13 protein-coding genes are annotated in these 11,827 nt (G+C 58.2%); 2 read left to right on the top strand and 11 right to left on the bottom strand.

The features are described 5' to 3' along the window. Nucleotide 1 precedes the first annotated feature (1 nt). From pabC to GBC55_RS05540, 8 genes are all read right to left on the bottom strand, one after another. Nucleotides 2-817 carry an aminodeoxychorismate lyase gene (gene pabC / locus GBC55_RS05575; RefSeq protein ID WP_162436443.1) on the bottom strand — a complete coding sequence of 272 codons (816 nt, stop codon included), beginning with the start codon at nucleotides 815-817 and terminating at the stop codon, nucleotides 2-4. Next, complete coding sequence (gene fabF, locus GBC55_RS05570) at nucleotides 817-2,061, bottom strand: beta-ketoacyl-ACP synthase II (RefSeq protein WP_162436428.1); 1,245 nt, start codon at nucleotides 2,059-2,061, stop codon at nucleotides 817-819. The genes pabC and fabF overlap by 1 nt, the downstream gene beginning before the upstream one ends. Nucleotides 2,062-2,169: 108 nt before the next feature. Continuing rightward, nucleotides 2,170-2,406: an acyl carrier protein gene (gene acpP, locus GBC55_RS05565; RefSeq protein ID WP_003175607.1), complete on the bottom strand. Its 237-nt coding sequence runs from the start codon at nucleotides 2,404-2,406 to the stop codon at nucleotides 2,170-2,172. A gap of 191 nt (nucleotides 2,407-2,597) precedes the next feature. Then, nucleotides 2,598-3,341 carry a 3-oxoacyl-ACP reductase FabG gene (fabG, locus tag GBC55_RS05560; protein WP_162436429.1) on the bottom strand — a complete coding sequence of 248 codons (744 nt, stop codon included), beginning with the start codon at nucleotides 3,339-3,341 and terminating at the stop codon, nucleotides 2,598-2,600. A 16-nt stretch (nucleotides 3,342-3,357) separates the two neighbouring features. Then, nucleotides 3,358-4,296 (bottom strand): ACP S-malonyltransferase, encoded by a 939-nt coding sequence (gene fabD / locus GBC55_RS05555; RefSeq protein ID WP_162436430.1) that lies wholly within the window; start codon nucleotides 4,294-4,296, stop codon nucleotides 3,358-3,360. Nucleotides 4,297-4,421: 125 nt separating this feature from the next. Next, nucleotides 4,422-5,432 (bottom strand): phosphate acyltransferase PlsX, encoded by a 1,011-nt coding sequence (gene plsX, locus GBC55_RS05550; RefSeq protein WP_162436431.1) that lies wholly within the window; start codon nucleotides 5,430-5,432, stop codon nucleotides 4,422-4,424. 4 nt (nucleotides 5,433-5,436) lie between these two features. Further along, nucleotides 5,437-5,619 carry a 50S ribosomal protein L32 gene (gene rpmF, locus GBC55_RS05545; protein ID WP_008152339.1) on the bottom strand — a complete coding sequence of 61 codons (183 nt, stop codon included), beginning with the start codon at nucleotides 5,617-5,619 and terminating at the stop codon, nucleotides 5,437-5,439. Nucleotides 5,620-5,632: 13 nt separating this feature from the next. Then, nucleotides 5,633-6,160, bottom strand: coding sequence for a YceD family protein (locus GBC55_RS05540; RefSeq protein ID WP_004371317.1), 528 nt, complete (start codon nucleotides 6,158-6,160; stop codon nucleotides 5,633-5,635). A 105-nt stretch (nucleotides 6,161-6,265) separates the two neighbouring features. Between GBC55_RS05540 and GBC55_RS05535 the strand changes: the two genes are divergently transcribed. Further along, nucleotides 6,266-6,844 carry a nucleoside triphosphate pyrophosphatase gene (locus GBC55_RS05535; RefSeq protein ID WP_162436432.1) on the top strand — a complete coding sequence of 193 codons (579 nt, stop codon included), beginning with the start codon at nucleotides 6,266-6,268 and terminating at the stop codon, nucleotides 6,842-6,844. Between the two features lie 48 nt (nucleotides 6,845-6,892). Here GBC55_RS05535 and sppA read toward each other — a convergent pair whose 3' ends face one another. The 3 genes from sppA to rluC are packed head-to-tail and all read right to left on the bottom strand — an operon-like array spanning nucleotide 6,893 to nucleotide 9,518. Continuing rightward, complete coding sequence (gene sppA, locus GBC55_RS05530; RefSeq protein WP_162436433.1) at nucleotides 6,893-7,882, bottom strand: signal peptide peptidase SppA; 990 nt, start codon at nucleotides 7,880-7,882, stop codon at nucleotides 6,893-6,895. A gap of 24 nt (nucleotides 7,883-7,906) precedes the next feature. Further along, on the bottom strand, nucleotides 7,907-8,569 hold the full coding sequence (locus tag GBC55_RS05525; RefSeq protein WP_162436434.1) for an HAD-IA family hydrolase: 663 nt from the start codon (nucleotides 8,567-8,569) through the stop codon (nucleotides 7,907-7,909). After that, on the bottom strand, nucleotides 8,556-9,518 hold the full coding sequence (gene rluC, locus GBC55_RS05520; RefSeq protein WP_162436435.1) for a 23S rRNA pseudouridine(955/2504/2580) synthase RluC: 963 nt from the start codon (nucleotides 9,516-9,518) through the stop codon (nucleotides 8,556-8,558). The genes GBC55_RS05525 and rluC overlap by 14 nt, the downstream gene beginning before the upstream one ends. Nucleotides 9,519-10,217: 699 nt before the next feature. Here rluC and rne point away from each other — a divergent pair. Beyond that, the coding region (gene rne / locus GBC55_RS05515) for a ribonuclease E (RefSeq protein ID WP_247266864.1) at nucleotides 10,218-11,827 on the top strand (1,610 nt) is incomplete at its 3' end.

Raw genomic sequence — 11,827 nt, 5'->3', positions numbered from 1 at the left:
ATCAAGCATCCAGTAGCGCGCGGGCAATGGTTTGGAGTTTACGGGTGAGCGGCCCAACCGGCCAGCTCAGTGCAGCGTAGGCACACACCGGCCAAATGCCATAAACGCTGTTGCAAACAAAGACTTCGTCAGCCCATTGCAGCTGTTCGAGGGTGATATCGGTGACTTGCGTAGGCATCCCCAATGACTCGGCTTGAAACAATAATTCGGCACGCATCACGCCGGCGACACCACAACGCTTGAGATCGGCGGTAATCAGTACACCATTACGCACCAGGAACAGGTTGCTGAACACACCCTCGATGACACGTCCGGCATGATCGAGCATCAGGCCTTCGGCATGCCCGGTGTCTTGCCATTCGGATCGCGCAATCACCTGCTCAAGGCGATTCAGGTGCTTGAGACCGGCGAGCAAAGGTTGTCTGGAGAGGCGAGTCACACAAGGGAATAGACGAATGCCCTGCTCGGCATTGTCGACCGGATAAGCTGGCGCAGCGCTGCCTTGCAGAATGCGTCGGCCTTGGGCCAAGGGATCAGCGGCGTAACCGCGCAAACCGTCGCCCCGGGTGAGGATAAACTTGAGCACGCCCTCGCCCAGCATCGCGGCAAAGGCCACCAGCTCCTCGCGAACCAGATCATGGTCGGTAGCGATGCGCAGACGCGAACAACCGTCCATCAGGCGCGACAGATGCCGATCCAGTAACAGAGGTTGTCCGCGTCGCACGGCAATGGTCTCAAACAGACCATCGCCGTAAGCCAGGCCGCGATCCTTCAGCGACAGAGCGTCAGCCGGCTGACCGTCGACCCAGCTGTCCATCATTCAGCGAACCGGCGGAACACCAGCGAGCCGTTGGTACCGCCAAACCCGAAGGAGTTGGACAGGACAACATCGATATCCATATTGCGCGCCGTGTGCGGCACAAAATCGAGGTCGCAACCTTCGTCCGGCTCATCGAGGTTGATGGTCGGCGGCGCTACCTGGCTGTTGATTGCCAGGACGCTGAAGATCGCCTCGACCGCACCCGCGGCGCCCAACAGGTGACCTGTCATGGACTTGGTCGAACTGACGGCCAGCTTGTAGGCGTGATCGCCGAACACCGACTTGATGGCACAAGCTTCCGCCAGGTCACCGGCGGAGGTCGAGGTACCATGGGCGTTGATGTACTGAACCTGATCGCCATTGATCTTGGCATCGCGCAGCGCATTGGTGATGCAACGGGCAGCACCCGCGCCGTCAGCCGGTGGCGACGTCATGTGGTAGGCATCGCCACTGGTGCCGAAACCGATCAGCTCGGCGTAGATCGTCGCACCACGGGCCTTGGCGTGTTCCAGTTCTTCCAGAACCAGAGCACCGGCACCGTCAGACAGCACGAAGCCGTCACGGCCCTTGTCCCACGGACGGCTGGCACGGGTCGGCTCGTCGTTGCGAGTCGACAGCGCACGAGAGGCACCGAAACCGCCCATGCCCAGACCGCACGCGGCCATCTCGGCGCCGCCGGCAATCATCACATCAGCTTCGTCGTACATGATGTTGCGCGCCGCCATGCCAATACAGTGAGTACCGGTGGTACAGGCCGTGGCAATGGCGTAGTTAGGCCCCTGTGCTCCAAGGTGGATGGACAGGAAGCCGGAAATCATATTGATGATCGAGCCAGGCACGAAAAACGGAGAAATCCGTCGTGGGCCGGAATCATGCAGTGTGCGGCTGGTTTCTTCGATATTGGTCAGGCCGCCAATACCCGAACCCATGGCTACGCCGATGCGTTCACGATTGGCATCAGTCACTTCCAGGCCGGCGTTGCGTACCGCCTGAAACCCTGCAGCCAGGCCGTATTGAATGAACAGGTCGAGCTTGCGCGCTTCCTTGACCGAAAGGTATTCCTCGACATTGAAGCCCTTTACCGAGCCGCCAAAACGGGTGGAATAGGCAGAAAGGTCGGTGTGTTCGATCAGACCAATGCCACTGCGGCCAGCCAGAATGCCCTGCCAACTGCTCGGCACATCCGTGCCCAGTGGCGACAACATACCCATACCGGTGACTACGACGCGTCTACGCGACACAGCACTCTCCTTTTTCAAATGACGACTTTGCATGAGGCCTAAAGAAAAAACCGCACGCCATGATGGCAGTGCGGTTTTTCCATGACAGCAAGCAACGATTACAAACTATTACGCCTGGTGGCTAGTAACGTAGTCGATTGCAGCTTGTACGGTAGTGATCTTCTCAGCTTCTTCGTCAGGGATTTCGGTCTCGAATTCCTCTTCCAGAGCCATCACCAGCTCAACGGTGTCAAGGGAGTCGGCACCCAGGTCTTCAACGAAGGAAGCAGTGTTGACCACTTCTTCTTCTTTAACGCCCAGTTGCTCAGCAACGATTTTCTTGACGCGCTCTTCGATGGTGCTCATACCTTGTTTTCACTCCTAATGGACAAATTCAGGCAGCTGGCCAGTGGGTAAGTGTATAGAAAGACTTTTCAGTTTTTCAACTGAAAGCTTCACTCCTCAAACCCGGTAGCCCTCTGCCTATAAATAGATTGCAGCTTTATAACGGATTTTAGACAGCTCGTATGACATTTTTTTGAAGCAACCCGTCACATTTAACTCATGTACATCCCGCCGTTCACCGGGATTGTAGCCCCAGTAACGTAAGCCGCACCGTCGGATGCAAGAAAAGCGACCACAGACGCGATCTCTTGTGCTTGTCCCAGACGGCCCAGCGGAATTTGTGTTACCAGGCTTTCACGCTGTGCCTCGGGCAGCTCGCGCGTCATATCGGTGTCGATGAACCCAGGGGCCACCGAGTTTACCGTAATCGAACGCGAACCGACCTCACGGGCCAGTGCACGGCTGAAACCTTCCAGACCGGCCTTGGCTGCGGCGTAGTTTACTTGGCCTGCGTTGCCCATGGCACCCACAACCGAGCCAATACTGATAATTCGTCCCCAACGGGCCTTGGTCATACCGCGCAAAACACCCTTGGACAGGCGGAACAGACTGTTCAGGTTGGTATCGACGACGTCATGCCATTCGTCATCTTTCATGCGCATCATCAAATTATCGCGGGTGATACCGGCATTATTGACCAGGATCGCCGGCGCACCGAATTGCGCCTGAATGCTTGCCAACACTGCCGCGACAGATTCGTCGCTCGTGACATTGAGCTCCAGACCAGTGCCTTGAACACCGTTTTCTTTCAGGGTAGCGGCAATGCGTTCAGCACCCGACGCGGAGGTCGCGGTGCCAACAACAATGGCGCCCTGACGACCCAGTTCCAGGGCGATAGCCTGGCCGATACCGCGGCTTGCGCCGGTGACCAATGCAACTTTACCTTGCAGGCTCATGCAAGTTTCTCCTGATTCAGGCCAGCGCTGCACGGGCGGCAGCGAAAGCATCTGGGGTATTGAGGTTGGATGTCGACACGCCTTCTGCGCAACGCTTGTTCAGACCGGCCAGCACTTTGCCAGGCCCGCATTCGACCAGCTGGGTTGCGCCTTGGGCGGCGAGTGCCTGGACCGATTCGACCCAGCGCACAGGCTTGTAGAGTTGTTCCAGCAGATCGCGTTTCAGTGTTTCCAGATCGGCCGGCACGCTGGCGCTGACGTTCTGAACCACAGGAATCTGGGGCGCTTGCCAGTCGATCGCTGCGATTGACTCGGCGAAACGTTCGGCTGCCGGACGCATCAACTCGCAATGGGACGGCACACTGACCGGCAATGGCATGGCGCGCTTGGCACCACGCGCCTTGCATCCTTCAATGGCACGCTCAACCGCCGCCTTGGCGCCCGCGATGACCACTTGGCCAGGGGAGTTGAAGTTGACCGCGCTGACTACGTCGCCTTGCGCCGCTTCGGCACAGGCCGCCAGTACATCGGCATCTTCCAGACCAAGGATCGCAGCCATGCCGCCCTGCCCGGCCGGAACGGCTTCCTGCATCAGCTTGCCACGGGTTTCGACCAGTTTGACCGCATCACCGAGGCTCAGGCTGCCGGCCGCCACCAAGGCGCTGTATTCGCCAAGGCTGTGACCGGCCACATAAGACGGACGCGCGCCGCCTTCTGCCAGCCAGAGACGCCACAAGGCGATCGAGGCGGTCAGGATGGCCGGCTGGGTTTTATCGGTTTGATTGAGTTGCTCTTCCGGCCCTTGCTGGGTCAGCACCCAGAGGTCGTAACCCAGAGCATCGGAAGCTTCTTTGAATGTTTCAAGGACAACTGGATGTTGTGCGCCCAACTCGGCCAGCATGCCGAGGGACTGCGAACCCTGTCCTGGAAAGACGAATGCGAGGGAAGCAGACATGTAACAAGCCCCTAATGATCTTGTCGTCGAAGAATTGACGTCCCGCCTGGGGGACGCAAGAAACTGACAGTTGGATGGCCAATTGAACTGAGCGGTCACATTTAAGCATTGTCCGACGAAAACGCCTAAAGCAACAAATCCTCCAGACGACCGTGTATGCGTTCAGGGAGATTTTCCTGGATTTCAATCAGCGCTCGGGAAATGGCACTTTGAAAACCTTGAACCCCCGCCGACCCATGGCTTTTCACCACGATTCCCTGCAGTCCCAGAAAACTGGCACCGTTATGTCGCGCCGGAGCCAGGTCAGCCTGCAGGCGCCTCATCAGGGGCAACGCCAGTGCGCCGACCATTCGTGACGCGATATTTTTCTTGAACAGGGCTTCGATGCGCCCCGAAATCATGGTCGCGAGGCCTTCGCTCGACTTGAGCAGGATATTGCCGACAAATCCGTCACACACAACCACATCCGCTTCGCCGCGGTACAAGCCGTCACCCTCGATAAAGCCGATGTAGTTGATGCCACGGGCAGCCTGCAGCAAGGTCGCTGCCAGCTTGACCTGCTGATTGCCCTTGATGTCCTCGGTGCCGATGTTCAACAGCGCAACACGTGGACGAACAATACCGAGGGCTTGCGCCGCAACCGACCCCATCACAGCGAACTGCAACAGATGCTCGGCGCTGCAATCGACGTTAGCCCCCAGATCGAGCAACTGGCAATAACCTTTCTGCGTCGGAATTGCCGCCACCATCGCCGGTCGATCGATACCCGGCAACGTTTTCAGCACAAAGCGCGACAACGCCATCAGCGCACCGGTATTACCCGCACTGACGCAAGCCTGCACCTTGCCATCCCGCAACAGTTCCAGCGCCACGCGCATCGACGAGTCCGGCTTGCCGCGCAATGCCTGGGCGGGCTTCTCGTCCATGGTGATGACTTCGGAGGCCGGTGTAATTGACAGGCGCGCGCGGTCCACAGCCGAATGACCGGAGAGCAACTCTTCTAAGAGGGAGGGTTGACCGACGAGGGTCAGGTGCAGCGAGGGTGTAGCAGACAGGCAAGCAAGGCTGGCCTGAACAATGCTGCGGGGACCGAAGTCCCCGCCCATTGCGTCAATCGCGATGACTTGAGCAGACAAGTGATTACTCGTCAGCGCCCTTGTCGATCACTTTACGGCCACGGTATACGCCTTCTGGCGATACGTGGTGACGCAGGTGAATTTCACCGGTGGTTTTTTCTACAGACAGAGTGCTTGCCGTCAGGGCATCGTGCGAACGACGCATGTCACGGGCAGAGCGGGATTTTTTGTTCTGCTGAACAGCCATAATTGATTAACTCCTAAACGTTTGGGTCACGCTTTAACTGCGCCAATACACTGAACGGGTTGGACCGCGTTACCTCGTCCTCGCTCGGTTCGGGCTCATCGAGACCCGCCGGCTGCTGGCATTCTTCCGGATGATGAGCAGGCACAATGGGCAAGGCGAGCAAAAGCTCCTCCTCGATCAGTGACTGCAGATCCAATGGATCTTCGCCCAGTTCCAGCACGTCATAACCTTTCGGCAACGACTGGGTATTCGCACCCTCCTTCACCACAGCATAACTGCATTCGCTATGGATCGGCAGGGTGACCAGCTCAAGACAACGCTGGCAAACCATTTTGACCTCGGTGTCGATAAAGCTGTGAATTACCACAGATTTACGTTCATCTCGTTCAAAAACGAATTTAGCCTGCACCGTACCGACAGTATCGGAAAGCGGGTCGCAGAGTCTCTCCAAATCGGCCAGCAGCAGTTCACCTTGAAGGGTGGTGCCACGGTCAGCCAATTTGCGCGGGTCAACGTGAGGTGGAATCGGGTCATTCAACATAGGCGCAGCATTATAGGGATGCACCCAGCCATGTCAAAGGAAATTCAGCCCTGTCCGTCACTTGGAAGCCTCGCTAGAATTCGCGCCTGACTTTTGGAGTTGCGCATGCTGCCTTTATTACTCGCTTCCAGCTCGGTTTACCGCCGGGAATTGCTGACCCGCTTACAGCTGCCCTTCACCTGCAGCTCGCCGGATATCGACGAAAGCCATCGTCCGGGTGAGTCCGCCATAGCGCTGGTGAAGCGACTCGCCACGGAGAAAGCCCAGGCACTTGCGCAGAGCCATCCCGCTCATCTGATTATCGGCTCCGACCAGGTAGCCGTCCTCGGCGAACACATTATCGGCAAGCCCCATACCTTTGATAAGGCCCGGGAACAACTGCTGGCCTGCAGCGGTAAAAGCGTGACCTTCCTGACGGGCGTGGCCCTGCTCAACAGTCAAACCGGGGTTTGCCAGGTCGACTGCGTGCCTTTCACCGTCCACATGCGCACACTCGACAGCGAACGCGTCGAGCGTTATCTGCACGCCGAGCAGCCCTACGACTGCGCTGGCAGCTTCAAAGCGGAAGGACTAGGGGTGAGCCTGTTCAGAAGCACTGAAGGCCCGGACGCCACCAGCCTGATCGGCCTGCCACTGATTCGCCTGATCGACATGCTGCTCGCTGAAAGTGTGCAGATTCCCTGACTTAAAAAAACCGGCCACTTGGGCCGGTTTTTTTATGCACTCAAACAATCAGCGCAGCGACGGACCCTGAAAACCCATCCACATTGCCAATTGCTCAGCCACGCTGGCACCGAGCTTTTTCGAGAAGCGATCGAACGGTGACTCCTGAACGGTAAAGTCGACCAGTTCTTTCTCACCGATCACATCACGTGCAACCGAACTGGCGCTGCCCAGACCATCAATCAAGCCGAGCGGCAAAGCCTGCTCACCAGACCAGACCAACCCGGAGAACAACTCCGGATGCTCCTTGTCTTTCAGACGATCGCCCCGCCCCTTCTTCACGCTACCAATGAATTGCTGGTGCGTCGTATCAAGCACACCCTGCCAGAATTGAGTTTCCTCAGGCTTCTGCGGCTGGAACGGATCAAGGAAAGATTTGTGCTCGCCGGACGTGTAGGTACGCCGCTCGACACCCAGCTTCTCCATGGTGCCGACAAAGCCATACCCGGCCGCCGTAACACCAATGGAGCCCACCAGACTCGCCTTGTCGGCATAAATCTGATCCGCAGCACTGGCGATGTAATACGCACCAGAAGCGCCAAGATCGGATATCACCGCGTAAACCTTGGTGTCCGGATGCAGCGCGCGCAAACGACCGATCTCGTCATAGACGTAACCCGACTGCACCGGACTGCCACCCGGGCTGTTGATTCGCAGGATCACACCCTTGACCTTTTCATCCTCGAAGGCTGCACGCAGACTGCCCACGATGTTGTCGGCGCTGGCGGGCTCCTTGTCGGCGATCACACCGGTCACGTCGATCAGCGCCGTGTAGTGGGAGCCGCGAGTCGCGCTTTTTTCCATGTCCATCAGCGGCGTAAACAGAATCAACGCGCCAAACAGATACACGAAGGTCAGCAGCTTGAAGAAAATCCCCCAGCGACGGGACCGACGCTGCTCCTGGACACTTGCCAGCAGGGTCTTTTCCAGCAGCTTCCAGCTTTTTTCGTCACCGCTCTCTGCGCTCGACTTTTCGGGCGCTTTCCATTCGTCGGTCATGACCACTACCCCAGCAAAAAACTATTAAACCTGCTGATTCAGCCAGGCATGCAATTGTGAAAAACGGTCAATCGCCAGTCTCGGCTCAAACGCGTTCAGCGCTTCGATCGATTGAGCGCCATAGCTGACCGCTACCGAATCCATGCCGGCGTTACGCGCCATTTGCAGATCAAAGGACGAATCGCCGACCATCAGCGCCTGCTCTGGACCAACCTCGCAATGCGCGAGAATCTGTTCGAGCATCAGCGGATGGGGCTTGCTGGCGGTTTCGTCGGCCGCGCGGGTGATATCGAAATAATCCTCCCAACCGTGAGCCTTCAGCACCCGATCCAGCCCGCGACGGGCTTTTCCGGTGGCGACCGCGAGGCGATAGCCCTGGGCGCGAAACGCCTCCATCGACTCGACCACACCCTCGAACAACGGCGAAGGCACGGCCTCCGCCGCAATATAGTGATCCGCATAATGCTCGCGGAACGCAATCAGCTCGGCGTCAGTAATGTCGGGGTACAGGGTGCGAATCGCTTCAGGCAACCCGAGGCCGATGATGCCCTTGACGGCAAAATCATCGCGCAACTCGAACCGGGACCGCTCGGACGCCACATGCATCGCTTCGACAATCCGACCAATGGAGTCAGCGAGAGTGCCATCCCAATCAAATATCAGCAGCTTGTAATCAGAGGGGTGCACTCAGGCGCTCCACGGTCTTGGCCCACATTTCATCCACCGGCGCCTGCAGCTTCAGCTCACCGCCATCTGGAAGCGGTACTGTCAGCATGTAGGCGTGCAGGAATAGACGCTTACCGCCCAGATCACGAATTTCCTTGCTGAAATCGTCATCACCGTACTTGGTGTCGCCGGCGATGCAATGCCCGGCGTGCAAGGTGTGGACGCGGATCTGGTGGGTGCGGCCGGTGATTGGCTTGGCTTCGATCATGGTGGCAAAGTCGCCGAAACGACGCAGGACCTTGAACACGGTCACTGACTCCTTGCCCTCCTCCTCGTCGACCTCGACCATGCGCTCGCCGGAACGCAGATTGCTCTTGCCCAGCGACGCCCGGACCTGCTTGATCGAGGCCGCCCAGTTACCGCGGACCAGCGCCATATAGCGCTTATCGACGCCATCACCGCGCAACGCCGTGTGCAAGTGACGCAGCATGCTGCGCTTCTTGGCGATCATCAGCAGACCGGACGTGTCACGATCGAGCCGGTGAACCAGCTCAAGCTCTTTGCAATCGGGACGCAACTGACGAAAGGCTTCGATCACGCCGTAATTCAGGCCGCTGCCACCGTGAACGGCAATGCCGGCGGGCTTATTGATCACGATCAGCGCCTTGTCCTCGAACACGATCGAGGCTTCGAGACGCTGGAGCAGGCCTTGTGCCAGCGGCACCGGCTCATCGCGCTCAGGCACGCGAACGGGCGGAACGCGCACGATGTCACCCGCCTGCAGCTTGTATTCGGGCTTGATCCGACCTTTGTTCACCCGCACTTCGCCCTTGCGCAAAATGCGATAAATCAAGGTCTTGGGCACGCCTTTGAGCCGAGCGAGAAGGAAGTTATCAATACGTTGGCCGGCATATTCCGGCGAGACCTCCAGCAGTTGTACGGCTGGGGTCGAAGGGGCAGTAGTCGTCATGTCGCGGATGATAACAATTTTTATGGAATTGAAGCACTTAATCATTACTGCTATAGTCGCGAACGCCGCCAAAAGCGGCCTGGACAGTGGACCAACGGTCAAAAACCGGCCCTGACCAACGCAATTCACCAGGACGCGAGGCCGTCCTACGGAGCTTTCGCTACGTAACGGTGGAGTTTGCAGGTGTAACGAGCGCAGGTGACATGAGGCCTGAATCAAGCCGCAAAGCCGAGTTTTCACTCCCCCTTGCGAGCCAATATTCATGGCCAGTTCACAAAGTGCAGTCAGCTGCGAATGACCCCGAGCGAACGCTTCGGAAACACCGCCTAAATTAGCCATGATGCGTGACCTCCCCTTTTGGAGCTCACGGTAAATGCCAACCCGCTGCGGATTCTGCGCGCGGCAGCACCCGAATTATCAGGGATACGTGTAGGGTGGAGATGCACAACCGCTGGACTGTGTAGCAATAGGCTTTATCAAGACGCTTCATCTCGTCCACAGCCACTGGTTGATTCCTCCTCCTGACTGAGTGCTTAAGTAGCCACAGCAAGCAGGACGCGTACGTCGCGACATCGGCCCAATTGGCCGGGTTCGCTAGACACTGGAGTGTCCAACCACTCCTGACGCACCTGACACCGACCGTGAGAAGTCGTGTGTGCCGAACGCCGTTTCCGGCAGCCCGGAAACCGACGGTACTACATGAAAAGAATGCTGATTAACGCAACTCAACCCGAAGAGTTGCGTGTTGCACTGGTAGATGGCCAACGCCTCTACGACCTGGACATCGAATCCGGTGCACGCGAGCAGAAGAAGGCCAACATCTATAAAGGCCGGATTACTCGCATCGAACCAAGCCTTGAGGCTGCCTTTGTCGATTTCGGCTCCGAGCGCCACGGCTTCCTGCCCCTTAAAGAAATCTCCCGCGAATACTTCAAGAAAGCCCCGGAAGGTCGCGTCAACATCAAGGACGTCCTGAGCGAAGGCCAGGAAGTCATCGTTCAGGTCGAAAAAGAAGAACGCGGCAACAAGGGCGCTGCCCTGACCACGTTCATCAGCCTGGCCGGTCGTTACCTGGTGCTGATGCCGAACAACCCGCGTGCCGGTGGTATCTCCCGCCGCATCGAAGGTGAAGAGCGCAACGAACTGCGTGAAGCCCTGAACGGCCTGGTTGCCCCGGCTGACATGGGACTGATCGTTCGCACTGCCGGCCTGGGCCGCAGCAGCGAAGAAATGCAGTGGGACCTCGATTACCTGCTGCAACTCTGGACCGCCATCAAAGAAGCCTCGCTGGATCGCTCCGCGCCTTTCCTGATCTATCAGGAAAGCAACGTGATCATCCGCGCCATCCGCGATTACCTGCGCCAGGACATCGGCGAAGTGCTGATCGACAGCGTTGAAGCCCAGGACGAAGCCCTGACCTTTATCCGCCAGGTGATGCCGCAGTACGCCAGCAAGATCAAGCTGTACGAAGACAGCGTTCCACTGTTCAACCGTTTCCAGATCGAAAGCCAGATCGAGACCGCTTTCCAGCGCGTTGTTGAACTGCCTTCCGGCGGCTCCATCGTTATCGATCCGACCGAAGCCCTGGTGTCCATCGACATCAACTCGGCGCGCGCCACCAAAGGCAGCGACATCGAAGAAACCGCCCTGCAGACCAACCTTGAAGCCGCCGAAGAAATCGCCCGTCAGTTGCGCCTGCGCGACATCGGCGGCCTGATCGTCATCGACTTCATCGACATGACCCCTGCCAAGAACCAGCGCGCCGTGGAAGAGAAAGTCCGCGAATGCCTGGAAGCCGACCGCGCTCGCGTGCAAGTCGGTCGCATCTCGCGCTTCGGCCTGCTGGAAATGTCCCGTCAGCGCCTGCGTCCGTCCCTGGGCGAAAGCAGCGGCATCGTCTGCCCGCGTTGCAACGGCACCGGCATCATCCGTGACGTTGAATCGCTGTCCCTGGCGATCCTGCGCCTGATCGAAGAAGAAGCCCTGAAAGACCGTACCGCCGAAGTTCGTGCACAAGTGCCGATCCCGGTGGCTGCTTTCCTGCTTAACGAAAAACGCAACTCGATCACCAAGATCGAACTGCGCACCCGCGCCCGCATCGTCATCCTGCCGAACGATCACCTCGAAACGCCGCACTTCGAAGTTCAGCGTTTGCGCGATGACAGCCCGGAAGCCGCAGTAGGCCAGTCCAGCTATGAAATCGCTGCTGCCGCTGCCGAAGTCGAAGAAGTCCAGCCAGCCGCTGCGACCCGCACCCTGGTTCGCCAGGAAGCCGCGGTCAAGACTGCGCCGGCCCGCGCCAACGCTCC

The organism is Pseudomonas sp. TNT3, assembly GCF_010095445.2.
Taxonomy (GTDB): domain Bacteria; phylum Pseudomonadota; class Gammaproteobacteria; order Pseudomonadales; family Pseudomonadaceae; genus Aquipseudomonas.
The sequence above is the reverse complement of the archived record's forward strand: the minus strand, read 5'-3'. Positions and strand labels throughout refer to the sequence as shown.

Bases quoted from the DNA above. Each gene is read 5' to 3' on its own strand.
- fabD (WP_162436430.1), bottom strand. From the start codon at position 4,296: ATGTCTGCTTCCCTCGCATTCGTCTTTCCAGGACAGGGTTCGCAGTCC.
- GBC55_RS05540 (WP_004371317.1), bottom strand. From the start codon at position 6,160: ATGTTGAATGACCCGATTCCACCTCACGTTGACCCGCGCAAATTGGCT.
- sppA (WP_162436433.1), bottom strand. From the start codon at position 7,882: ATGACCGACGAATGGAAAGCGCCCGAAAAGTCGAGCGCAGAGAGCGGT.
- fabG (WP_162436429.1), bottom strand. From the start codon at position 3,341: ATGAGCCTGCAAGGTAAAGTTGCATTGGTCACCGGCGCAAGCCGCGGT.
- acpP (WP_003175607.1), bottom strand. From the start codon at position 2,406: ATGAGCACCATCGAAGAGCGCGTCAAGAAAATCGTTGCTGAGCAACTG.
- GBC55_RS05535 (WP_162436432.1), top strand. From the start codon at position 6,266: ATGCTGCCTTTATTACTCGCTTCCAGCTCGGTTTACCGCCGGGAATTG.
- pabC (WP_162436443.1), bottom strand. From the start codon at position 817: ATGGACAGCTGGGTCGACGGTCAGCCGGCTGACGCTCTGTCGCTGAAG.
- rluC (WP_162436435.1), bottom strand. From the start codon at position 9,518: ATGACGACTACTGCCCCTTCGACCCCAGCCGTACAACTGCTGGAGGTC.
- rpmF (WP_008152339.1), bottom strand. From the start codon at position 5,619: ATGGCTGTTCAGCAGAACAAAAAATCCCGCTCTGCCCGTGACATGCGT.